The following is a 23,736-nucleotide window of genomic DNA, read 5'->3' as shown; positions in this document are numbered from 1 at the left end:
GCTTATGGCTATGTCCGGGGGGGGGGTAGAAATAACTCTTAGTCTGAGTGGTCGGCAGGTGCGTCACTGGTCGAAGGCTCCTCATATTGAGCAGCAGCAAGCATGGCCAGACGCTCGGCTAACAGGGATGCCAGCAGGGGCGTCACTATAGGGCTGACGAAGCCCCACACCATGCTCAGTCTGGAAGGGCGGGTGTGAGTGGTGGGGGGTATTTCATCGTCCTGATAGACCACCGTCTGTTTGATGGGGCGCAGCAGGCCCGCGATAATGCCTGCGCCGAACACGGTGGCCAGTGCCTGCCTGCTGGTGATGGCCTGATACACTCGGGCCTTGCTGGCGGTGAGGCTGATGTCCTGTCTGACCTTGCCGTCATGCAGGGCAAGGCGCTGGTCCTGAATGTGCTGCTTCAGGGGTGATTGTCCAAACATGGCCGAAGCTCCTGCCTTACTCTGCGGTGTCGTGCTGAGGCTGAGTGTATTCCCTGAACACCGAACGGGTTGCCGGGAATGTGGCGTCTGCCGACTTGCGCCGGATGCGTAGCACTATCCAGAGACAGGCTGCCAGATTGGTGACCAGCAGCACTGTGACGCTTAACCAGAGCGGCATGCCAGCGGCCATCAGCGCCAGGGCGATCAATACCAGCACCAGTAGCCACGCTGTGATGGCAAGCACCGCCAGAGTAATCGCCAGTGCCAGCATCTCCAGCAGACTCAGTGCTGCCAGCCGGGCTTCCAGTGCGGCAAGATCGATGGCACCGGAAATCTGCGACAGCACGGCATACCAGCTGTCAGATAACTGTGCCAGCAGCGAAACCTGTGCGGTTTCGCTGCTGTCTGCCTCCTGTTCGGCCTGAGATTGCATATCAGGCTCGGGTGGGCTCAGGGGGGATTGGGAGGGCTGCATAGGGTTTATTTACGACGCAGCAGTGCAGTCAGTAACACACCGGCCCCAAAGGCGATCCCAAGCGACGTCATGGGGTTTTCCTTAACATAGGTGGAGACGGCATCACAGGCCTGCTGGCCTTTTACCTTGGCCTGGGCGTACTGCGCCTTGACGCTGTCATCCACTTCACCCGCCTTGGTGCGGATGTTCTCCTCGGCTTTCTCTGCATGTACCGCAATACGGTCAATGGTTTCATGTGCTTTGGCAGCGGCGGCAGCAGTAGTGGTGGTCTGGGTTGCTTTTGCTGTACTCATGGTAAGTCCCTCTAAGGTTGAGTCGCGGTTTAAAAGTCGGTGTTCAGTGTCCTGTGCAGAAGCCGTCATGGCGGAGTGATCTGACAGGGACGCAGAATCTGACTGGTCGTTGCAAAGCGCGGTATGTGCAATGCAGACAGACGTTCAACGGCCAGCTAACTATAGCTGAGCTGATCCGGGGGTTAGATGACAATAAGCAGCGGCTGTTTTCATAGTGTTTCCCCGGTTCCATCCAGCAGCATAGCCTGTACTTTCTTCAGAGGCGGTAAGTCGCCTTCAGTTGTTTGAGCCGGTGATGGCTTTCCAGAACCAGCACGATTTGCTCGCTCAGCTCTTTCGCCAGCAATCCGCTCTCGATCTGACGAATGGTTTTATAAAGCATGTTCAGCGTGTGGTCCTCCAGCTTCTCCAGCTGGCTGAATAGTACGCTCAATGCGGCGTGCTCACTGCCGAATCGCTGGCCCAGTTCAATACACCATTGCTGCAATAGACCCTGAACGGAACGTGGATGATGTAGTTGCTCGCCACTGTGCAGTTCGTAGCGTGGTTTGAGTGCATTGATAGTCTTGCTGCGGGTGCTGGCCTGATCGGTCAGTAATTTCTGAAGCCCCGGATCGTCCGTGTGTGCAGCTGCTTCTTCATAGATCTGCCTACCGTCTTCACAGACCATGAGAAAACCATGCAGCCTACGGGCATCCGTGGCAGATAGCGTGCGGTGGTACATCGGCTCCTCCTGAGTGTTTCTGCTACTGGCCATCCCCTGGCCGGAGAGTCCCTTCCAGTCCCTGAAAATCCGTCGTAATCGTCCCTGAATCGTTCTTCCCTGCCAGCATTCCCTGATTTTCCATCTTTCCCTGAGGAGCCATCTCTGAGCCAGGCTTCCTGCTGTCGTTTGCTTCCTGCGGGTCCCTGCACCGACTCGTCCTTAAGTCCTTTTCCCTGGCGACCTCTGCTGTCCTGCTTTGGCCTCTGGTTCTCATCCCTGAAGGCTGCTGTCCGTTGCAGATGCGACGTCTGTTACAGACATCCCTGATCACGCAGCTTGGGCGGACGATCTGGCACAGGGCTGAATCGCTGGCAACTCGTGCACGGTAGCGGCCTGAGCGGCGGTGCGTATGTGACGATAGAGTTTACGTATCAGCCGCATTCGTTGTTCCGGACTCAGTGTCATGATCGTCTCTCCTTGCCTTCAGCCTTCCCTGGCTCGCCGGTTGTGCCGTCAGCAACCTTGCTGTGGCACCTGGATACTTATTAGCTGTGTGCTGCTTCTGCCGACACCGTCAGGTTGTCGATCACTTTGGATACGCCATCGACTCTGGAAGCGACGGCGACAGCCAGATCTTTCTCGGCATCGCTGCCAACACTCCCTGATAGAGTGACAACGCCACCTGTGGCGGTATCCACATTGATGTCAGTCGCGGTGACATCTTTCTGCATGAACAGCTGGGTTTTGACGCTGGCGGTTGTACTGGCAGCTTTCACTTTGTCCATAAAGGAACTGCCGTCTTTCTGGCGGTCAGCATGCTCACCGTCTGCTACGACGACCAGCTGGTTGTTGACGCCTTTAACCCCGTCGACACCCTTGGCGAGCTGACCGGCAAGCTGCTTCTCAACATCGCTATCGACCTTACCAGTAAGGGTGACATTACCTTGATCTACCTGAGTATCAATTTTGAAAGGGTTAAGGTTTTCATTCATCAGGTAGATGGTTTCGATTTTTCCATCCAGCCATGCATCATTCATTTTGCCTTCCCATTGACCGCTGTTCTGGCTGGCGAAAGCAAAAACAGGTGCAGTAGTAAGAAGAGCAGTCAGTGCAGTTTTTTTAATGATGTGATTCATGGTCATATCCTTCTGTTGATTCACGTATATATCTAAGCAATGGTTATGCCAATTTATAAACTATTGATTTATAAGGTTTTGTATATTTTAGGTCGACGCTTAATTAAGTAATTACAGGGTAAGGGAAGAAATAATTACAGGCGTTTTTTTAAGCAATCTTATAAAAGTAATTTATTTAAAAAAAGAAAGGCGACAATTGTTTTTTATTGCCTGAAAGTGTTTCGGTTTTTTTCTTGTGGGTGGTGTTTTTTTACTGATGGAATTTTCTGTGAGTGCAGAAAGCATGGCATTGTATTTATGCTGTAAGTAATGGTCGTTTGGGTTTTATTTAAGAGTGGGGAGTATTTGTGGGGGCTATTTTTTGGAGTTCATACGGAGAGAAATTAAGGGGTATAAAAAGAAAAACCCATAGGTGATAAATCTTTATTACCTATGGGCTTTGATATCGAGATAGATTGTGCAGGGTAATATCAGTCCAGCGCGAGTTCCTCTTTTATTTTATTCAGGCGGTAGTAGTAAAAGCGCTCCATGAAAAGGCAAAGAGCGACTGCTGTTAATAGCATGGTCAGGCAAATACCAACAAGGCTTACCGAAACCGTAGAAAAAATGCCGAGAGTAAAAGCCAGTGAGAGCATGCCACCAACGAAAAATACAAGCAGTAATTCCACCATGATAGATATCCTTTCAAATTCTTGGTCTATGGCTACCTGACGAACATCTTTGCTTTGCTGCTGACTGATGAAGTCAGGGTGTTATCTCAATAAAGCATATTTAATGCCAATTTTATAAATTATTGATATTTAATGGTTTTTACATTTTTTTGAAATTTCCACCCATCAAGTTTCCGATTTTTACCGGCAGTCAGCGCAGTTTTTACAGGTTAATTGTGCCAGATCATCTACCTATCATGACAAATGTCATCTGTATTGATAGTGATCAATGAAAGAGTGAGTTCGTCAGGCGAAAGAAGGAATGCTAACGGCGGTGTTTTTGAAAATATTACTCACATTGTTTTATGCCAGATCAGAGGAAACATATGCAACAGCGGGCCGGAGGATCGAGTGTGGATATCAGAGCAGAAGGGAGAGGCGCGTAAAAACTGAAGGTGAAAAGTGGGAGAAAAACAGACTGATACGCTCCACTTCTTTATGAGGTACCAGTCTTTACCATGAGTTGCTGAGGGTTTATTGGCGCACCTTACGTATTATATTGCCCACACAGAGAGCCGACCGTTAATGGGCGCGAGCACGCAGGTCTTCACCAATTGACTTCATGCGGTCATGTGCCAGCTGGATAGAGGCCAGGTGTGAGCCAAGCTGGCGGGCCAGAGCAGGGTCCTGCAAGCTTCTTACGGCTCGCTTCAGCTCTCCCAGGGTCTGGTTTTCGGTTTCCTCCAGTTGCTGGATAAACACATGGTCCTGAGAGTGGCTGAGCCGTGCCCGAATGTCGGTGTACCACTGTTGCAGCGTTCCCTTCAGGGTGCCGGAGTGTAGCGGGCTGCCGTGCCGCTTATGTACTTCGTTGCTGAGCTGTTGAATGGCTTCGGAGCGTATCTGGGCCTGCTCCCGGAATATCTGCCTCAGGGTAGCGCTTTCCGCCTCCTGGGCTGCGTGCTGGTAGAAACTGCGGCCATCTTCGCAGACGGCCAACACCCGGTTCAGCACGCTGAGTTCGCTGGTTTTCTCGTCATTGATCAACATAACTGACTCGCGTGAATTAGGGGGTGATTAATCCACTTTCAGTCTGCCGGTGTGGGACTGAAAAGCCGATCACGAATGCTCGAACAGGATGAGATCGCATTTCGTGGTATCACATCGCCCCTGTTGGTCGTCCTGAAGGGGCAGCTGGGGTGATCGTGATCATCCTGCCGAGTGGCCATCCTGACGGGTCGTGCTTATCTACACTGCGATAGATGAACAGTCAGGCGGCATATCAAACAAAGCAGAATGTGTGCCAATGGTTAAGTCATTGAAATTAAATAATATATTTTCGAAGTGGTAGCGGAAGGAGGGTTGCTGTCTAAATTTTTTATAGAAGAGCAGGCAGATTTTACAGGGTGACTCATCTGCCTGCTGCTGAGCCGGATCAGTAACGCAAGGCAGGCTGAGTGGCAGTGCCTGACGTGGAGCTGCTGTCTGAGCCTGAACTGCCAGCGTTTGAGCTGTCAGTAGCGGAACTGTCACTGGTCTGTGCGGCGTCGCTGCTGGTCGCGGGTTGGCTGTTCATATCCAGACAGCCGCTGAGTACCAGAGTCAGAGACATAAGCAGTACGGGCAGGGTAGGGCGCATGGGGGACTCCAGAGATGCAGATAGATGTCGATAGTTGAAGCGCTTGCAGCCGCGCTGCCAGCTGCAAGTAAGGTGTTCTATTTTGCCCACGGCTATCTGTGGCTGTGGTTTGCGGACGCTACGAATCGTGTCTGTTGGTAACAGAGATAAGGGCGTGTTCACGCTCTTGGCGGCAATGCTGGTGGCTGAGACGAGACAGGCGCCACTGTTGAAGCGTGAAGTGCTGGAAGTGAAAAATGCCATCCGTGGCCAAGGGGTGATTCCTCACCCAGGGTGTATTCAGGTGGTCGGGGTCTCAAATGCCGCCGATATGAGCAATAAATGCAGGCTGAATGGCTTTGGCATCCACTCTGGTATCCATGAACAGTTCAAACGCATCAATGCCCTGATAAAAGAACAGCTGGAAGCCGGTGAGAATGCTCAGATCATGCTGCTTGGCCTGCAGCAGGAATTCCGTTTCGATCGGTGTGTAGACCGCATCGAACGCCCACTGTTGTTGTGCCCAGCCATCTTCGGGGAAAGGCTGTCCGGGTGTTTTGTAGTGGCCTATGGGCGTGGCATTGACCAGCCCCTGGCAGCTGCGCATGGTATCGACCAGACGCTCCTGAGTGACAACTTCTGCCTTTGCTCCCGCTGCCTGCAGGCTGCTGACCAGATCGTCTGCCTGCGCCGTGCTGGTATCAAAGATATACAAGGTGTCCAGCTGCAGCTGAGTCAGGGCAAAGGCGATGGCACGGCCCACGCCGCCAGCACCCAGCATCAGTACCTTGCCTGCGGGCTGCCGACCGAAGTTTTCCCGATAGGCGCGGGCAAAGCCGCTGAAGTCGGTGTTGGAGGCGGTAATGCCGTTATCGCGGAATACCAGTGTATTGGTCGCACCGACCAGCGCTGCGCTTTGTGCTTTGTGATCAACAAAGCCGAGTGCCTTCTGTTTGAACGGGAAGGTCACGTTGGTGCCTGCGTAGCCTTCGCTGGCGCAGCGGGCAATACGCTGCTGCAGGAAGTCTTCGGGGAAGTCATCGCCCGCTTCCAGCAGCTCATAGGTACAGGGCATGCCCAGTGTCTCGCCGAGAAAGACATGCAGCCGGGGCGAGGTGGACTTGAGAATGTTCTTGCCGATCAGACCGAGTTTGGTGACGTTATTTTTCATGGTGATACCTGTGTGCCAGTCAGAGACGGTCATCAGTTGTTCTGCAGCAGCGCGTTGATGCGCTCCTGACGTTCTTTGTATTCCTTGGTCTGACAGGCCATACGTACATGGGCGTTGGCTTCGCCATAACGCTCGTAGCCATTGCGCTGCAGAATCTCGAAGAACACGCCGTGCACTTCCTTGGTATAGAAGTGGAAGAACTCCCCTTTGGCATCACGGTCATAGAGGATGTTCAGCGCCTGCATCTGCGCCAGCTGTTCGGCAGGCAGAGAGTATTTGGCATCCAGATCTTCGTAGTAGTTGGCAGGAATCTGCAGCACATAGCGCTGGTCGACCCGGCGGGCGGCAGCAAAGATGTCGTCGCATTCACAGGCAATCTGCTGGAAGCCGGATCCTTTTGACTGCCGCATGAAGCGCTGGGCGCTGGTTTCGATACTGGCTGACATGTTCAGTGGAATGCGGATGCTCTTGTCAGCATTGGTCAGGGTCTTGCTGACCACCAGACCGTACAGGTCGTTCAGGTCCTGATTCAGATCGCAGTTGAAATTGAATACGGATTTGTAGAAGAACGATGCCGAGAGAAAGTCGCTTGGTGTGACTGTCTGGGAAATGTGGTCGATACGTTTGAGCCCGGCACCGGTGCTGGCGCCAGCAATCTCGTTGAAGTCCACATCATAGAATGCCGGTTTGACGGCAGTGCTCTCGTCCTCAGCTCCTTTGCTGTTATCAACAAAGTAAATCAGGCTGTCACCGACGCCCTTGATGGCGGGGATATTCAGCTCACCGGGGCGCGTCTGGTGACGGAATTCCGGGCAAAGATAGTGCCGTGCCCGATCCAGCATCTGCTGCGGGTTGGGCGTACCCAGCCCAAGGGCGCAGACGGACACGCCGTGCAGCAGAAAATGGGTATGCGCAATACTCTCAATTTCCTTGTTGATGACCAGATTGATGCCGCCCTGACGGTAGAGGCTGACATTCTTGCTCTTGTGTCGGTGGGTTTCGGTAAAGCCCAGCTGATCGAGCAGGGTGACCAGTGGCTGTCCGGATTTTTCTTCAATGGCAAACTCAACAAAGGCGATGTCGAGGTCAGTAGCCGCCGGAGCATGGGAGCTGGAGGTGTTTTTGACTTCAATGTGCGGCGCCTGCGCGCGGGTCTGGTCTTCCAGCCAGATCAGTGAGCGCATGCCGTCAACGGCCTTGGCGCGGGCAGAGGAAGCGCGGAATTCGTCGTTGAAGATCTCGTGCGAAACGTAGTCGTTGTAACCCAGCTGCTTGAGCACCTGCATAAACTCCACAACGGCGAAGTCGCCCTGCCCCGGGAAGCAGCGGAAGTGGCGGCTGAACTGCAGTACATCCATCATTTTCAGGTCCGGTGCATCGGCCAGTTGCACCAGAGTGATCTTGTCCGCGGGAATCTGCTTCATCAGATCGAGCGTGCTGTGGCGGGCATAGATATGAAAGCTGTCGAGAATGATGCCCAGATGCGGGTGATCGGCTTTGCTGACAATGTCCCAGGCCTGCTCGTAGGTATAGGTGTGCTTGCCCCAGGCCAGCGCTTCAAAACCGATCTGCATGCCGTATTCAGCCGCCATCTGCGCCAGCTTGTGCAGGTCTTCCGCGGCTTTATCGGTGCTGTCGATGGTGTGCGGAGAAACGTTACTGCAGATCAGCAACTTGTTGGTGCCCAGCTCCCGCATCAGCTCAAACTTGCGCCGGGCACGTTTGAAGTTGTTGGCCATCATCTCATCAGGCAGGGCTTCGAAATCGCGGAAGGGTTGCAGGGCGATGATTTCCAGCCCCAGATCTGCGGCGATCTGGCGCACCTCTCCGGCTTTGCGATCAGACAGCAGGAAGTCATTCTCGAAAATTTCCACGCCATGGAAGCCGGCTGCAGCGCAGGCTTCCAGCTTTTCCAGCAGGTCGCCGGACAGGGTCACAGTAGCTAGAGAGGTTTTCATCAGCAGTTACTCCAATCTATCCCCGCTCGCGCAGAGCGGGCATCGACAGCGTCGTTAAATCTTCAGCCGCTAAAGGCCTGATGCAAGTAGTCCAGTGCCAGCCGGTAACCCGTCACGCCCAGACCGGCAATGACGCCGTCGGCACGCAGGGAAACGTAGGAGTGGTGACGGAATGACTCGCGTTTGTGGACATTGGACAGGTGGACTTCCACCACCTTGCCTTCATAGGTATTCAGCGCATCGAGAATGGCCACCGAGGTATGGGTGTAGGCCGCGGGGTTGATGATGATGCCGCGTGTGGTGCCACGTGCCTGATGGATGCGATCAATAATGGCCCCTTCGTGATTGCTCTGAAAAAACGCCAGGGTCAGACCGTGTTCCGCTGCCCGCTGGTTGAGCATCGCGGCAATACTGTCGAGGGTGTCATAGCCGTAAATTTCAGGCTGGCGTGTCCCCAGCAGGTTCAGATTGGGGCCGTTGATGATCAGTATGTCAGTCATGTGCCTGAATCCTGGATAGCCGCCCCCGCACCGGTATTGTAAATACCAGTCGGAGCAGGGTGGTTCGGGAAAAAGCGGTCTGATCGAAACGACAGATCAGACCGAACACGTGTAGCTGCGAATTAGTTCAGAGACCAGGCTCCGAGACAGTGCGGGCCCGACGGGCTATGGGGAGCCTCGTCGGGGTAACGATGTATTACTTGCGAGTTTTCTCGATATCGTCATACATGGTTTTCACCAGATCCTGATCCAGATCCTTGGAGAACTGTTCGATCACTGGCTTCACCTTGTCACGGAAACGTGCCATTTCTGCTGGAGTGATGTCGTTGATCTCCATGGATTTGGCCAGGTTTTCACGGGCTACGTCCTGCGCTTTGACAGAGACGTCACGCTCATAGGCTTCGGCTTCTTTGGCCACTTCGCTGACCAGTTTCTGCTCATCAGGATTGAGCTTGCTCCAGCTCTTGGCGCTGATCAGGAACGACTGTGGGTTATAGATGTGACGGGTAACCGACAGGTACTTCTGGACTTCGTTGAACTTGTTGCCTGCGATGGTGGTGAAGGGGTTTTCCTGACCATCTACGACCTTTTGTTCCAGCGCGGTGTATACCTCGGGGAAGGGCATGGGAACAGGGTTAGCACCCAGTGCCTTAAAGGTTTCGATGTAGATGGGAGACTGAATAACACGCAGTTTCAGGCCTTCAACATCCTCAACCTTGGTGATGGGGTGTTTGCTGTTGGTCATGTTGCGGAAGCCCAGGTCCCAGTAGCCCAGGGTATGCAGACCCTTGTCTTCCAGGCGCTTGGCCAGCTCCTGACCCACTTTGCCGTCGATCACGGCAAAGGCCTGTTCATTGCTGTCGAACAGGAAGGGGAAGTCCAGCATGGCGAAGTCTTTCACCTGCGCAGACAGAATTCCGGAGTTCAGTACGGTCATATCCAGCGTACCGCCCTGCAGAGCGGAGACGGTTTGCAGGTCACCACCCAGCACACCACCGGGGAACAATTTGACGGTCATCTTGCCGCCGCTTTTCTCACTCAGCAGTTCTGCGAACTTCTGTGCGCCCTGGCCCTGGGGATGCTCTTTTACGTTCTGGAAGGCAAAACGGAAGGTGTGCTCGCCAATGTCGTCAGCCTGAGCACCGGCAGCAGCGATCAGAGTGGCAGCGCAGGCGCTGGACAGCAGGGTTTTCAGCCATTTTTGCATGATGTACTCCTGGTTGTTGTTGTACTGGTTGATGCTTTCTGGTTGTCGCATCAAGGGTGTTGCATCAGCGAAGTTCGCTCGGTTTCAACTCAGCGCAGCTGTAGCCACGCGGTGATCTGCAGGGCAGATTCTGGTTGGGTATGAACACATGTTCATACCCGGTATTACATTCACGTCTGATGTCGCTCAGCCATGGAAAAACTGCATGGGAATGGTGACCAGACCCGGGAACAGAATCAGTAGCAGCAGCACGAGAATCTGGGCCAGCAGGAAGGGCCAGACGCCCCGTACCATTTCTTCCATGCGCAGTTTTGACACGGCGCAGACGACGTTCAGCACAGTACCGACGGGGGGGGTCAGCAGACCGATGGAGGTATTGAGGATGAACAGCACGCCGAAATACACCGGATCAATCCCTGCCTGCTTGATGGCGGGCAGCAACACCGGGGTCAGTATCAGGATGGCCGGGGTCATATCCATCACCATGCCTACAGCCACAATCACCGCCATCACGATCAGCAGCAGAATGGTGGGGTGCTCCATGAACGGCTCCAGCACCGACGCCAGCTGGCCGGGCAGGTCGGCGATGGTGACCAGCCAGGCCGATACCATGGCGGCGGCAACCAGTAACATCACGCCGGAGGTGGTTTTGGCGGCAGTTACAATGACTTCGAAGACCTGACTCAGTTTCAGCTCACGATAGATCACTGTCGCGACGAACAGGGCGTAGACCGCTGCCACTACTGCCGCTTCTGTCGGGGTGAAAATGCCGAACTTCAGGCCGAAGATGATGATAAAGGGCAGACCGAGGGCCCAGCTGCCATCTGCCAGCGCATGCAGGATTTCCTTGCGGCTGCGTTTTTCCTGCACGGGCACTTCTTCTGTGCGGGTGGTGTACCACCAGGCAATAGCCAGGGCAGCACCAAGCATGATGCCGGGGACAATACCGGCCAGGAACAGCTTGGAGATGGACACACCGGAAGCCACACCGAAGATGATGAAGCCGATACTGGGCGGGATAACCGGAGCAATGATGCCACCAGCAGCGATAAGGCCTGCAGAACGACCGCGGCTGTGGCCAGCGGTAACCATCATTGGTACCAGCAGGGCTGCCAGAGCAGCCGCATCGGCTACCGCAGAGCCAGACAGGGAGGCCAGCAGGCAGGAGGCGATGATGGCCACGTAACCCAGACCGCCGCGTTTGTGTCCGACCAGTGTCATGGCAATGGTGACGATGCGTTTGGACAGGCCACCTGCGTTCATGATCTCACCGGCCAGCATGAAGAAGGGCACGGCCATCAGTGGGAAGCTGTCTGCACCGTTAAGCAGGTTCTGAGCAATGATCTGTGAGTCAAACAGATCGAGCTGGAACATCAGCGCGACACTGACCAGCAGCAGCGCGAAAGCGATAGGTATACCGATGGCCATGGAGCCCAGCAGCGTGCCGAGGAAAATTGTCAGTGTCATCAGTGAGCCCTCCGCGCGTGATTACCCTTGTTGAGCTGCTCTTCACTGACGTCATCAGGAATCAGCCCATGTTGTGGCTCGCCACCCAGCTTGCCGGTGATCACCAGCAGCAAATCGACCAGCAGGATCAGGCCCGCAGTGACACCGAAGAACACGCCGGTGCCGTAAAACCAGCCCATGGAAAGGCCAGAGGCAGGTGCGGTGACACTCATGTTGATCTGCATCTGTACCCAGCTGCCGGAGGTAATCAGCCAGGTGATGTAGAGCATCGCCAGATAGCTGATAAACAGGCAGATGCGGCGGCCAATGGCAGGGAACTGCTTGACCAGGGTGTCTACTCCCAGATGGGCACGTTCTTTCAGCAGAATCAGGGAACCGGTGAAAACCATCCAGACGAAGAACCAGCGTGACAGCTCTTCAGACACGGAAATACTGGAGTTGAAGGCATAACGCAGGACAACGTTGGTGAAGACCAACGCCACCATGGCAATCATGCAGAAGGCGATAATCAGCTTGAGCAAGCTGAAGTAAAGATCGACGACCTTACGCATCGAGGACACCTCTTGGCCCGCAGGGGCTTTTTCACGCTCGTAATGAGCGCCGCATCAATCTCCCATCTCTGTGACTGGCAGTCAGAAATGATGAAGACCGGTGGTTTGAAAAATGACTACTGATGGAGTGGGGTCAGTGGCTGTCTGGGAGGGGAACAAGGCAATAGGGGGTCGGGGCTTTTGTTGTTGTGATCATGGTCTCGGGCTCCGCAGCTATCCGGCAATTCGGACTCATTCTTATGGTTATGTCAGCAATAGGGCTTGACTGTTTGTATAGGAAAAGTAGCAGTGCTATCTGGTCAAGTCAATAATCAATGATAAAAATCAAAGTATCCTATACTTTTTGTTTTGTATGGTTGATTGAGCTGAGGGTGAAAAAAACCAGAGTCTGTGCTCTGGTTCCTTTTGTAAGTTTCGGAATGCGTTGCCGATACCTGTTAACTGTAATCAATATCCTCAGGCTGGCGAGTGCCGCGGGTGATATGGGCTTCAAGCAGGGTGCAAGCCTCATCCACTTTATCTTCGAGAATCATGTTCAGCAGCACCTTGTGCTCCTCTTCCGCTGCATGGCCGCGGAACGGCCGTTTACTCAGCGCCAGTACCTGATAACGCATGAAGAGTTCCAGCACTGAAGAGTGATAGCGAATCAGCTGGCGGGAGCCGCTGTTGGCAACCAGCGTCATATGAAAGTCGCGGTCGGCGCGCTCCCATTCTTTGACGAACTGAGTTTCGTCAGTCTCCATCAGCTTTTCCATGCATGACAGCCGGTAATGGGCGCTGACCAGATTGGATTTCCAGTCCATGGTCACGCGTTGCATGGACTTGCGCAGGCCAAGCAGTTCCATGCTGATACGTAGTTCGGCAAGTTCAAGCAGTTCATCGGGAGAGATGGGGGCAACGCGAAAACCTTTCTGGTCCTCGAATAGTACAAAGCCATCGGATACCAGTCGCATCAGGACTTCACGCAGGGTGTTGACACTGACGTCGTAGCGATCGCGCAGTTCGTTCAGTTTTAGTTTGGCGCCAGGTTTAAGTTTGCCGGTGACGATATCGTCGCGCAGCATGTCGTAGGTCGCCTGGCCTACGAGTTTTTTATCGATCACGGTGCTCATGGAACTACTCGCCAAGGTCTTTTGCGGGAAAAGTGCTGCAGGCAGCCAGACTAATTATTTTTCTAATAAGCCTATAAAGTGAAAAATATAGGGTGAAACGGATTTTACATCTTTTCCTTTACAGGCCCAGCAATAAATTTGCTTGATGACCCAAGGCTGATGCAGCAGGTAGGGGCACCAGAGGGCGTAGTGATAGGTAGGAAATTGAGCAACAGCAGGTCCATGCTGATTGCTGCAAAGTGATAAGAGGTCTGCTTGGCTCAGCGTAAACAAAAGAACAAAGGAGCCTGATATGGCTCCTTCTAGAGTGAAGTGAAACTGAGGGCTGTCAGGTTTGACAGTCAGGCGTGTGTGGCACGTTTCCGCTGGATATGGGATTTACGGAGTTCAAACGCCAGCATGCCTGTCATCATGGCCGCGACAAAGATCAGAGCCTGAGGAACGCCAGCGCCCATTGCCACAATGGCAGGCCCCGGGCAGACACCGGCTATCCCCCAACCGATGCCAAATAGTAAGGCACCGACGACCAGTGGCTGATCAATCACACGGCTGTTGGGGAGCTGCATCCTGACCTGCAGGAGTGAATAGCTGCGCCGTTTGGCCAGGGTGAAAGCGATCAGGCCAACAGCAATGGCACCTCCCATCACCAACGCCAGTGACGGGTCCCAGACTCCGGCCAGATCCAGAAAACCTAACACTTTGGCAGGATTCGCCATGCCAGCCAGCAACAGGCCAATGCCAAAGACCAGTCCGCTGATAAAACTGCTCAGATTTTTCATCGTTCAAACCTCGGCAATCAGCTTATCAGGTGTCGAATAACAAACACGGTAGCAAAACCTGCTGCCATGAACGTCAGGGTGGCGGCCAGAGAGCGCGGTGACAGGCGGGATAGTCCACATACGCCGTGGCCACTGGTGCAGCCAGAGCCTAAACGGGTACCGAAACCAACGATAAGGCCCGCAATGGCAGTCATTATTGGTGAGGTCTGCCAGTCAATCTCGGGTGGGCCGGCAATCAGCATATACAGCATAGGGGCCAGCAACAGACCGATAAAGAAACAGAAGCGTTCCAGCCAGTCTGTGCCCGTAGGGTGGAGCAGCCCGGCGACAATGCCGCTGATGCCAGCAATCTTGCCATTGAGCAGTACAAAGATGGCTGCTGCCAGGCCAATAAGTAAGCCCCCGGATAGTGACACCCAGGGGGTGAAATGAGTCCAGTCGATTGACATAACCTAGTCCCCAATCTGTGGTGACTGTTAAATTAGCATTATCTAAATTAATGATCAACGATATAGTGGTGAGGCATCAATGTGGTTGATTAATCAGTCACTTGTCATTCGTATTCCATTATTTGTGAATATTGTTTGACTAATATTTGCATAGTGGGGATTAACAATGGCAATCAGGTCGGCTCTGCTGCAGACTCTGGTGGTTACTTGCTATAAAACGCACTAATGATAATGAATTGCATTTGTTTTCTTGTTGTTGTTGCAATGATGTGTCATCAGGATCGCCGTTTGGGCTGATAGCTGAAACAGTTGCACTGACAATACCGGGGATCAAAGGCCGTTAACCACTCGGGCGATCACAAGAGGTTATAGTGAAAAAAACATTGCTTGCCTGTGCCATTGCATCTGTCACCCTGTCTCAATGGGCATCTGCGGCAGTTGAAGTGAAGGACATCCGTTTCAGCCCTGCTGCCAATATGCTGGCTTACACCGAGTTTGAACTGTCTGGTGAGCCGCTGGCGGAGTCACTGGGAATTGATCTGGACACCCTTGACCCCAACCAGGTTAATCAACCCCATGCCTTTGATTACAAAGCCGGTATCGAATCTTACGAATACTCTGAAGAGGCGATGTACGCCCTGAATTACCAGTCACAGATGGGGATTCATCTGGCTAATGGTCCGTTGAACAAGGCCCGTGGCGGCACCATGCAGGATTTCGGAAAGCGTGTCATCGAAATGGCCGGAGCCGTCGGTTTCGCTCCCGAGGAAATCCCTCTCAACATGTATCCTCTGTCTCTGCCCTATGCCTCCGGTGTGCCTGAGCTTGGTGAGAACATTGATACTGCAACAGTAAACAGCGATGAGCTGGATGGCACCACTGCCAAGGGCAATGCCATGAAAGGCAGCATCCAGACGCCTGCATACTATCGTGATTACAAGACGCTGGACTGGAAGGCCGACAGCTTCGACAAGGCTCTGGAACCTGCAGCCATCGGCGGTATCTTCCTCAAGGAAGTGATGTGGTCACAGGATTTCCTGGGTGGTATGCACGTAGCCGAGTCTGATGAGGAAGTGGAAGCCACCTCCGCCACCATGGATCAGGATGGCAAGCACAAGCTGGGTGTTTCCTCTGCCGATGGTATGAACGGCATGTTCCTGACCGAGGAGTCCATTGATAAGTTGCTGACCATGCAGCAGAGCCTGGGTTTTGACGGCAAGCAGCTTGGCGCCAGGATTACTCCTCAGTATGACCCTGCCAAAGGCATCATCTACTTCCCGCACAAGGTTAAAGTGACTCAGGGTGAGGACAACGGTGTCAACAGCATTGCTGGCCTGAGCGTTGAAGACAGCGCCTCCACACTGCGCGATACCTGGATGATGCTGTGGCCACTGTCTGAATTCTATGCTTACAGCGATCAGCGCAAAGCCAACGAGGGTCAGAATCCTGCCTTCCTGGCCGTGTTTGATGGTGCACCTTTTGCAGCCGCGCCTGCAGCGAATACGGATGCAGATGTCAGTAATGATGTCGCTGGCAGCGATGCGTTCTCTCTGGCGTCCAACCTGTCCAATCTGGAATTCAAGAACCTGCAGGCGCTGCATTTCAACAGCAAGGCAGGCACCTTTGTTGACCGTTTCAGCGAAGGTAAACAAGGTCAGCACGTGAGCACCTATGATGCTGCTTACACCCTGGTCGCGCTGCAGATTTTCCAGCGTGCCCATGATGCGCTGCCCGTTGGTTATGCATCGGGTGATGCGGCGACCGGTATTGATACGCCGGAAGGCAAACAGGCACTGGAGCTGATTCGCAAACAGGCTGACTTTATCCTCAGCAAGCTGGTGGGCAAAGACGGTCTGGTGGCGGATGGTCTGGCTCTGGATGGCAAAGTGGATGCAGGCAAGAGCGTTGATGCGCAGTTCGCTGCAGTACGTGGTCTGACCGCTGCTTTCCTGGCGACCAAAGACGAAAAATACCGTGACGCAGCACGCAAGCTGTTCGCTGCGGCTGACAAGGCCTATTTCAACAATAAGGCTGGCAGCTGGATTCGTGGTGATAAGGACGAATACACCCCCTGGACTCAGGCAGCCATTTCTGGTGGTCTGCGCTCGGCGATCCAGAACCTGCGCAACCGTGGCGATGAGAAAGAACCTGCGCTGGAGCTGCAGCAGCTGACCGAGCGTTACGTGTCCTGGTTCGGCAACACCGTCAATGGTGGTATGCAGCTGGCTGAATGGCTCGGTGACTCGGGTGAGAATGTGCTGGCTACCGGCAACACCGGTGACACCGATGAGGATGGGGTGAAGCAGATTACTGCTGTGCACCGTGCTCAGGTGCTGGCAGGTAAGGCAGACGTTACTGCCCAGTAAGCCGGTTAGTCGCCGCTACAAGGCAAGGCCTCTTCTGAGGCCTTTTAAGGACGGAGATCAGCAGCCCTGATCTCCGTCATGTTGTTTCTGGGCCAGCGTACTTGCTTGTCATTGAGATCGTTTCGCCAGGAGCATGTTCAGACAGTCTGTGCGTTGTTGAGCGAGCGAATGACAGTGTCCATCAGTACCTGCCTCTTCTCAGAAGGGCGCTGCATCTGGATAATGCCCGATACGAAAAATACTCAACACTTTCACATTTCGGGGTCGGTGCGGCCTTATAGTCTTGAATAAGAATCAGAAACACTATCAACAGACCTTTAATCATGCATCAGGCAATCAGGCTGAAACATACTACGCCACTCGATCACGACCCTGAGGGGCGTGGCGAGCATAAGCACCTGACCCCTGTGCATGGATTCCGCGGGCGTCGTTCGCATTCTGGCCATCATCACGGCCAGCATACTGCCCTTCCTTTTCGTGCTCGTATGCACAAGCTGGCTTATCGGCATAAGCCCGCTGAGCTGGTTATTTACGTGTTGTTTGCCAGCGGCCTGCTACTGTGGTCTCCGCTACAAATCGCCTGGCAAACCCAACGCTGGGCGTTGTCCATACATATGGCACTGGGCATCGCGTTATTCTGGGTGACCGTTGGCGTGTTCTGGTGGGCACATCGCAAGTTGCTGATGCGCAGCCGCAAGGTCTGGTTGCGTTTCAGTGGGCGGGTGCTTGAGGTGATGCTGATGACGCTTGCTGTCACCGGTGTCATTCTGTTCTTTCACGGCAATCCGGGCGATATGCTGGGGCGTGTTTCTCACCTTCTGCACCTGTTTATCAGCTTTTTTATGACCGCACTGCTGTTGAGTCATGCCTGGCGCTGGACTGTGCTGCGCCTGCGGAGACGCCATCGATGAGATTTCCCCTCGTTGCAGTTTTGAGGGTAGCTGCCACTGTGTTCCGTTCTCTTACTTCTCCGGTATTGATACTGCTATATATCCTGTTGTCTCCAGCGGCGCAGGCGGCGGTCAGCAGCAGCGCTTTTGTCTTGCGTAATCATCAGCTGTTCAGTGCCAACTATGAAGCAGGCAGCGTCAGCAAGATTGATGAGCAGACCGGTGCACTGCAGGCCGAAGTCGCGTTAGGCAAGGATATTCGCAGTGTGGCCTTATCCGACGATGATGCCGCTCTGGTGCTGGCCACTGACTACGTGGATGACAAGGTCTTCCTGCTCAGCACCAACAAACTGGCCGTCAAACAGGTGATTGAGGTAGGTCACCGTCCCTACGCTGCGGTTTTCGACAGTGTTAACAAGCTGTTCTGGGTGACGTTGTTTGAGGATCACAAGCTGCTGGCGATAGATACGGCCGGGCAGATCGTGGCGACCACCGACACTGCTGATACGCCCCGAGGTCTGGCCTTGCTGGATGACGGCCGCTTGCTGGTCAGCCATGCCATGACCGGTGAGGTATCTATCTATCAGACCCGCCAGCAAAAGCCCGGCCAGCTCACCTTACTCAAACGCATTCATCTGCAGGAAACCGCTAATCCTGATGAGACGGTTTCACAGGGAGTGCCCCGTTTGCTTGACAATATTGCCATCAGCCCGGAAGGGGATGAGGCCTGGTTACCCCATGTGCTGTGGAACTTTGATCACTCCTTTCAGTTCCAGAGCACGGTGTTTCCTGCCATATCGGTGCTGGACCTGACGCCCGGAGAGGAAGAGGAGAAACAGGACGAGCGCAAGCAGCTGTTCCAGCAGATCAATCTGCTGACCGCCGCCAATCGCAGTGAAATTGTCTCCAATCCTTATCAGGCGGTATTCAGCGCGGATGGCAACAAGGTCTATGTGACCCTGGCAGGGTCTGAAGACCTGCTGGTGTTTGATCGCTCCCGTCGTGGGCCGATCAATAAAAAGCGCCATCGCAGCTCAGGCAGCCACGGCGGTGCGCGTGCTACCCAGTTGTTACGTCATCTGCCGGGTGAGAATCCGCGAGGCATCGTCATCGATGGTGACACGCTGTTTGTGCAGAATGCTCAGAGTCTGGATGTATCCAGACTCAATGCCGGTGGCGGGGGGACCTTTGCCCGCGCCACGGTAAGTGACGATCACTTTGCACTGCTGGTGACCAAGGACGCGGCGGCGCCTGACTTGCGTCGGGGTATCCGCTTTTTCAATCTGGGTAATACCTTTGCCAACAAGGACTACCCCATGGCCGGTGACAACTGGATGAGTTGTCAGTCCTGCCATCTGGATGGCTTCAACTTCACCAATAAATACCTGCAGCAAGCCCATGCCATGGCCCCGGCCGACAATGCCCTGACCGGCCATGAAAACATGATGCATATGGTCTCGGGTGACTTTCTGTCGGAATACATCCGTATGGTGCAGCTGACACAGGGGGGCTTCGGCGCGGATGACCGCGATGGCGCCAGGCCTGTTGACCCGACCCAGCCGCCTGCCGAAGTCAAAACCATGATGGAGCAGCTCCATCGCTACGTCATTGCTCCTTACAACCTGCCAACTCTGGCCAGCTGGTTGCGGCTGCAAGGCGAGCAGGTGCCGCATCCGCAGGAGTGGCTGAACTCAGCCAGTTGTCAGGCCTGCCATAGCGATATCTTCAAGCAGTGGTCGAATTCCAATCATCGTCTGATGGGGCAGTCCAACCCCTATTACACAGCGGTACTGCGGTTGGCAGAGAAGAGTGAAGGGAAGGAGTTTGGCCAGTGGTGCCAAAGCTGCCACATGCCTCAGGCGGTATTGAGTGGTGTGAAGGAACTGCCGACAGAGAGCCATATGCTGGAAAAAGACGGCGTCTCACTGATCAAGGCTTATGCAGAAGGACACCCGGTGGTGGAAGAGGGGACCAGCTGCCTGCTGTGTCACCGCATTACCCGCGTGGAAGATGCTGGCGGCAATGCCTCTTTTACGGTCAATCTCGACCAGCGTCAGAGTTATCTGTTTGAGGCCAGTGATAACGCCTTTGCCCGCTGGATTGGTGAACGCATGATCAATGCCAAACCAGACGCGCATATTGCCTCCTATCAGAAGGATTTCTACAAGGACGCGGTGTATTGCAAGGCTTGCCACGACGAGTTTGCTCCGGGTACGGGGGCCAATATCGTCAATACCTGGGAGGAGTGGTCGAAGTCCCATTACGCTACCAGCAGTGATCCAGCCGAACAGCGAAGCTGTATCAGTTGCCATATGAACGCCAATCCTGGCAATGGCGGTGCACCTGTACCGGGGCAGGCGACCCTGAACGGGACGCAGAAGGCCAACGTCTTCACCCATGACTTCACCGGTGCACAGATGCATCTGGCGGGTATGCGAGATCCCCATCTGGCGGAAATGAGTGTGGCCCTGCTGAAAAGTGCAGCGACCATCAGTGCCTCCATGATGCCCGGCGAGCTGGTGGTGCGGGTCACTAATTCCGGGGCCGGGCATGCCTTCCCCACCGGCGTTTCCGATTTCCGCCAGTTCTGGCTGGCGGTAAAAGTATGGGATGCCACAGGCCAGCTGGTTTATCAAAGTGGTCAACCCGACGCTGAGGGCGAGCTACCTGAAGATACGCGTCTGTTCCAGAAAGTGTTTGGTGATAAGGACGGTAAACCTGTGGGTCTGCACTTCTGGCGATACGCCAAATTGCTGAAGGACACCCGCATACCCGCCGACAGTTACCGCGATGAGCAATTTGCCTTGCCTGCCGGGCTGACAGGTGCGGTCAGGGTCGAGGTCAGGTTGCAGTTCCGTACCTATCCTCAGTGGATTACCGCAGCAGCGCGTAGCGTTGAACCTGCGCTGACCGATCCGCCAGTGGTAACGCTGCATGCGCTGGACCAGTCAATGATGGCGATGCCCACCGCACCCAGCGTCAGCATGTCGCCAGACTCTGGTGCGGTAGCCCAGTAAGTTTTCATTAATCAGTCAACCCAGTACCTCAGTCCGAGTACAAAGTAGAGGATAGAGAATGTTAGCAAGCCTGCTGATCACCCTGCGTGAAGGGTTGGAAGCCTTTCTGCTGGTGGGAATCTGCCTGTCCTATCTCGACAAGCTCAATGCACGCCGGTTTAACCGTTATATCTATGCCGGCGTGGCGGTTGGTCTGCTGACCTCACTGGTCGTCGCCTTCCTGTTCCAGGTGGTGGTGGATCAGTTCAACAATGAGAAATACCGCAACCTGCTGATGGCAGGCATCCTGATTTTTGCCACCCTGGTGCTGTCGAGCATGGCTTTGTGGATGCAAAAACAGGGCGGGAAGGAAGCCGGTCAGATGAAAGAGAACGTGACTCAGCTGGTCAATGGTGAGAAAGCTTTTGGCCTGGCGCTACTGGCTTTTCTGGCGGTGATGCGTGAAGGCTTCGAAACCGTGTTGTTTTTCTCTGCGCTGGTCTACTCCGGTCAGGGCATCACACTGCAGTCGGGGCTGAGTGGCGCGGTGGTGGGCTTGCTGCTGGCGCTGGTGCTGGTCTGGCTGCTGATGCGCTCTACCCGTAAAGTGCCGCTACGTCCCTTCTTCCGCTGGAGCAGTCTGTTGATTCTGGTGATTGCTGCCGGCCTGTTCTCCTCCTCCATCAATATGCTGCAGGCTGCACAATGGCTGCCGATGGTCATGAGCCCGCTGTTTGATATTTCATTCATTCTTGATGACCGCAGTGTGTTTGGTACCTTCCTGCGGGCACTGTTTGGGTACAACTCTTCCCCCGGTTTGTTGCAGCTGCTGGCCTGGGCCGGTTATCTGCTGGTCTTCGGACACTTCTGGAGAAGGCAGTACGCGAAGTGATGGCTGTAGAAGAAAGTAGTGCCATCAACGATATGAGTGCTGGTAGTGTTCGCCAGACCGGTTCTGAAAAGGGGCGTCATGCGGTAGTGCTGGGCGCCGGGCCTGCCGGGCTGATGGCCGCCTGGCGGCTGCGCGAAGCAGGATACCGGGTGACCGTCGTCGATAAGGCCACTACGGTGGGTGGCATGTGTGCCACCCTCAAATTTGCCACTGATGAAGGGGACTACTACTTCGATTACGGTGGGCATCGCTTTATCACCAAAAACCCCAAATTGCTGGCCTTCGTCGATGAGCTGATGGGGGAAACCCTGTTGCATGCCGAGCGCAAAAGCGTGATTCGCTTTCAGGGGCGTACTTACGATTACCCTCTCAATCTGCCTAACCTGCTGAAAAATGCACCATTCAGCCTGCTGTTTGGCACGTTGCTGGACTGGATGGCCATGCCTTTCAAGCGGCGTATCGGCAAGGATGAGGAGTGCAGTTTCGCCGACTGGATTGAAAACCGTTTCGGCAAGACGCTGTACCGCCATTTCTTTGAAGGTTACACCCGTAAATTGTGGGGCATAGAGCCCGATACCCTCTCTGCTGACTGGGCGGGACAGCGTATCAGTCTGATTGACCTCAAGGATGTAGTGCGTCGCCTGTGGCAGCGTGGGCCTTCCACCCCGCGCACTTATGCCCGCAAGTATCGTTATCCCAAACTGGGATTCGGGCAGATTTTCGATACTCTGCATCAGCGGTTGCTGGAGCAGGGGGTAGCGTTTGTCATGGGCGCAGAAGTGAGCGGGCTGGAAACTCAGCAACAGCGCATCACGGCGGTCCGCTGCCGCACAGTAGCAGGCAGCGAGCAACAGCTGACATGTGATGAGGTCATCGCGACACTGCCGCTGCCGCAAATTTGCCACTGGCTGAATATCCCCTGTGAGCTGTCATACCGCGCGCTACGGTTTTTCAATCTACCGATGCAACAGCAGGATGTCTCCGATAATACCTGGCAGTATCTGTCTGACCCCGGCATTCTGGGCACGCGCCTGCAGGAGCCGCGTCGGCGTTCTCCTCACATGGCCCCGGCGGGACGTACCTCGCTGATGTTCGAGATCCCCTGTCAGCAGGGAGACGAACTCTGGCAGGCGGAAAATGAGGCGCTGTGGCCACGTATCAAGGCAGATATGCAGCGCTTGGGTGTCGATCCGACAAAGGCTGATGGCCGCTATTTCACTGCCTATTGTGAGCATGCCTATCCCATCATGGAGGTGGGCTATCAGCGTCAGCGGGAGGCGGCGATCTCGGCGCTGCTACGCTATCCCAATCTGGTCATGGCGGGGCGTCAGGGTACATTCCGCTATATCTTTACTGACACTGCCATGGAGATGGGCCTGATGGCAGCAGAAATGCTGATCGAGGGTGTGGATCGCCGTCGGCAGATATTTGATCACCGTAATGAAAATACGGTCATTGAAACCCAAAGTGTTGCCTGAGGAGGCGTCATGTTGTTGAAGACAGCACATCGCTTGGCCAGTCCCGCCCGTGCCTGGGTAATGGGATTCACCCTGTTTGCGGTAGCGGGTATGAGCGCAGAAGTGCATGCCTACTCTTACGCTGCAGCAGGCAAGGAGCCGTTGATCGAGGGCCGTGAGCTGCTGCTCAATGCCGCACAGCAGCACGACAAGGCCGCCATGCAGACCGAGTTGACAGCCATCCACGACGAGCTGCTGTATCTGGAACAGAACCACCATGTGACGCTGATTGAGCCACTGACCAAAGCCGCCGGGGCAGAAGATCAACAGGCGATCAATGAGGTCATGGCACTGGCATACAAGGCTGAGATCGAGCGGCGTCTGGAAGGCGCGGCGGCCAATATCAAGGACTATCAGACGGCCAAGGTTCTGGTGGTCAAGAGCAAGCAGTTTCTCGATCTGCTGCAACCGATGATGGATAAGGTACAGTGGGACAAGGCTGATGCGGCACTGCGTGTCTGTCTGGATGCTATTGGTAATCCGGGAGTGTTTGGTGTGGGTACCAAGGCGGCAGATCCTGATGCTTTTAGCCGGGCTGAAAAAGACGTCATGACGGCCTTGGGGCGCTGATCTGC

Annotated in this window: 24 protein-coding genes; 6 read left to right on the top strand and 18 right to left on the bottom strand. The window is 54.5% G+C overall.

All coding sequences use genetic code 11. The features are described 5' to 3' along the window. Positions 1-38: 38 nt before the first annotated feature. The 18 genes from QCD60_RS02880 to QCD60_RS02795 form a co-directional block, all read right to left on the bottom strand. Positions 39-428 carry a hypothetical protein gene (locus QCD60_RS02880; RefSeq protein WP_279782253.1) on the bottom strand — a complete coding sequence of 130 codons (390 nt, stop codon included), beginning with the start codon at positions 426-428 and terminating at the stop codon, positions 39-41. 16 nt (positions 429-444) lie between these two features. Next, complete coding sequence (locus tag QCD60_RS02875; protein WP_279782251.1) at positions 445-861, bottom strand: hypothetical protein; 417 nt, start codon at positions 859-861, stop codon at positions 445-447. Positions 862-908: 47 nt separating this feature from the next. Next, complete coding sequence (locus QCD60_RS02870) at positions 909-1,196, bottom strand: hypothetical protein (RefSeq protein ID WP_279782249.1); 288 nt, start codon at positions 1,194-1,196, stop codon at positions 909-911. Positions 1,197-1,452: 256 nt separating this feature from the next. Beyond that, positions 1,453-1,920, bottom strand: coding sequence for a DUF2383 domain-containing protein (locus QCD60_RS02865; protein WP_165838451.1), 468 nt, complete (start codon positions 1,918-1,920; stop codon positions 1,453-1,455). A gap of 309 nt (positions 1,921-2,229) precedes the next feature. Next, positions 2,230-2,367: a hypothetical protein gene (locus QCD60_RS02860; RefSeq protein WP_279782245.1), complete on the bottom strand. Its 138-nt coding sequence runs from the start codon at positions 2,365-2,367 to the stop codon at positions 2,230-2,232. Positions 2,368-2,447: 80 nt separating this feature from the next. Next, complete coding sequence (locus QCD60_RS02855; protein WP_279782243.1) at positions 2,448-3,038, bottom strand: BON domain-containing protein; 591 nt, start codon at positions 3,036-3,038, stop codon at positions 2,448-2,450. Between the two features lie 470 nt (positions 3,039-3,508). Further along, positions 3,509-3,709 (bottom strand): hypothetical protein, encoded by a 201-nt coding sequence (locus QCD60_RS02850; RefSeq protein WP_104155555.1) that lies wholly within the window; start codon positions 3,707-3,709, stop codon positions 3,509-3,511. A 561-nt stretch (positions 3,710-4,270) separates the two neighbouring features. After that, positions 4,271-4,738 carry a PA2169 family four-helix-bundle protein gene (locus QCD60_RS02845; RefSeq protein ID WP_279782240.1) on the bottom strand — a complete coding sequence of 156 codons (468 nt, stop codon included), beginning with the start codon at positions 4,736-4,738 and terminating at the stop codon, positions 4,271-4,273. Positions 4,739-5,123: 385 nt separating this feature from the next. Then, the gene (locus tag QCD60_RS02840; RefSeq protein ID WP_279782238.1) at positions 5,124-5,327 is read right to left on the bottom strand and encodes a hypothetical protein; all 204 of its coding nucleotides are present in this window, start codon (positions 5,325-5,327) and stop codon (positions 5,124-5,126) included. 295 nt (positions 5,328-5,622) lie between these two features. Continuing rightward, complete coding sequence (locus tag QCD60_RS02835) at positions 5,623-6,477, bottom strand: shikimate dehydrogenase (protein WP_279782236.1); 855 nt, start codon at positions 6,475-6,477, stop codon at positions 5,623-5,625. A gap of 32 nt (positions 6,478-6,509) precedes the next feature. Further along, positions 6,510-8,435 carry a sugar phosphate isomerase/epimerase and 4-hydroxyphenylpyruvate domain-containing protein gene (locus QCD60_RS02830; protein WP_279782234.1) on the bottom strand — a complete coding sequence of 642 codons (1,926 nt, stop codon included), beginning with the start codon at positions 8,433-8,435 and terminating at the stop codon, positions 6,510-6,512. Between the two features lie 62 nt (positions 8,436-8,497). Beyond that, the gene (gene aroQ / locus QCD60_RS02825; RefSeq protein WP_104155551.1) at positions 8,498-8,935 is read right to left on the bottom strand and encodes a type II 3-dehydroquinate dehydratase; all 438 of its coding nucleotides are present in this window, start codon (positions 8,933-8,935) and stop codon (positions 8,498-8,500) included. Positions 8,936-9,131: 196 nt separating this feature from the next. Then, on the bottom strand, positions 9,132-10,142 hold the full coding sequence (locus QCD60_RS02820) for a TRAP transporter substrate-binding protein (protein WP_104155550.1): 1,011 nt from the start codon (positions 10,140-10,142) through the stop codon (positions 9,132-9,134). Positions 10,143-10,328: 186 nt separating this feature from the next. Then, entirely contained in the window at positions 10,329-11,609 is a 1,281-nt protein-coding gene (locus QCD60_RS02815; RefSeq protein ID WP_279782229.1) for a TRAP transporter large permease subunit, read from the bottom strand. Further along, positions 11,609-12,160 carry a TRAP transporter small permease gene (locus QCD60_RS02810; RefSeq protein ID WP_104155548.1) on the bottom strand — a complete coding sequence of 184 codons (552 nt, stop codon included), beginning with the start codon at positions 12,158-12,160 and terminating at the stop codon, positions 11,609-11,611. The genes QCD60_RS02815 and QCD60_RS02810 overlap by 1 nt, the downstream gene beginning before the upstream one ends. A 437-nt stretch (positions 12,161-12,597) precedes the next feature. Next, complete coding sequence (locus tag QCD60_RS02805) at positions 12,598-13,272, bottom strand: GntR family transcriptional regulator (protein ID WP_104155547.1); 675 nt, start codon at positions 13,270-13,272, stop codon at positions 12,598-12,600. A gap of 341 nt (positions 13,273-13,613) precedes the next feature. Then, entirely contained in the window at positions 13,614-14,051 is a 438-nt protein-coding gene (locus QCD60_RS02800) for a YeeE/YedE family protein (RefSeq protein WP_279782224.1), read from the bottom strand. Between the two features lie 17 nt (positions 14,052-14,068). Beyond that, entirely contained in the window at positions 14,069-14,500 is a 432-nt protein-coding gene (locus QCD60_RS02795; protein WP_279782222.1) for a YeeE/YedE family protein, read from the bottom strand. Between the two features lie 371 nt (positions 14,501-14,871). On the opposite strand from QCD60_RS02795, the gene QCD60_RS02790 reads away from it, so the two are divergent. The 6 genes from QCD60_RS02790 to QCD60_RS02765 all read left to right on the top strand — a co-directional run bounded on the left by QCD60_RS02790 (position 14,872) and on the right by QCD60_RS02765 (position 23,731). Next, on the top strand, positions 14,872-16,866 hold the full coding sequence (locus QCD60_RS02790) for a hypothetical protein (protein WP_279782220.1): 1,995 nt from the start codon (positions 14,872-14,874) through the stop codon (positions 16,864-16,866). Between the two features lie 323 nt (positions 16,867-17,189). Next, the gene (locus QCD60_RS02785; RefSeq protein WP_279782218.1) at positions 17,190-17,777 is read left to right on the top strand and encodes a hypothetical protein; all 588 of its coding nucleotides are present in this window, start codon (positions 17,190-17,192) and stop codon (positions 17,775-17,777) included. Positions 17,778-17,815: 38 nt separating this feature from the next. Next, positions 17,816-20,773 (top strand): YncE family protein, encoded by a 2,958-nt coding sequence (locus QCD60_RS02780; RefSeq protein WP_279782216.1) that lies wholly within the window; start codon positions 17,816-17,818, stop codon positions 20,771-20,773. Between the two features lie 58 nt (positions 20,774-20,831). Beyond that, a complete protein-coding gene (locus QCD60_RS02775; protein ID WP_279782213.1) occupies positions 20,832-21,644 on the top strand; it encodes an FTR1 family protein in 813 nt (270 codons plus the stop codon). Beyond that, positions 21,644-23,122, top strand: coding sequence for an FAD-dependent oxidoreductase (locus tag QCD60_RS02770; protein WP_279787870.1), 1,479 nt, complete (start codon positions 21,644-21,646; stop codon positions 23,120-23,122). The genes QCD60_RS02775 and QCD60_RS02770 overlap by 1 nt, the downstream gene beginning before the upstream one ends. A 9-nt stretch (positions 23,123-23,131) precedes the next feature. After that, complete coding sequence (locus tag QCD60_RS02765; protein ID WP_279782211.1) at positions 23,132-23,731, top strand: hypothetical protein; 600 nt, start codon at positions 23,132-23,134, stop codon at positions 23,729-23,731. Positions 23,732-23,736: the final 5 nt, after the last annotated feature.

The sequence above is a fragment of the Pokkaliibacter sp. MBI-7 genome, assembly GCF_029846635.1.
Classification (GTDB): domain Bacteria; phylum Pseudomonadota; class Gammaproteobacteria; order Pseudomonadales; family Balneatricaceae; genus Pokkaliibacter.
This window is presented reverse-complemented; position numbering and strand designations above follow the sequence as displayed.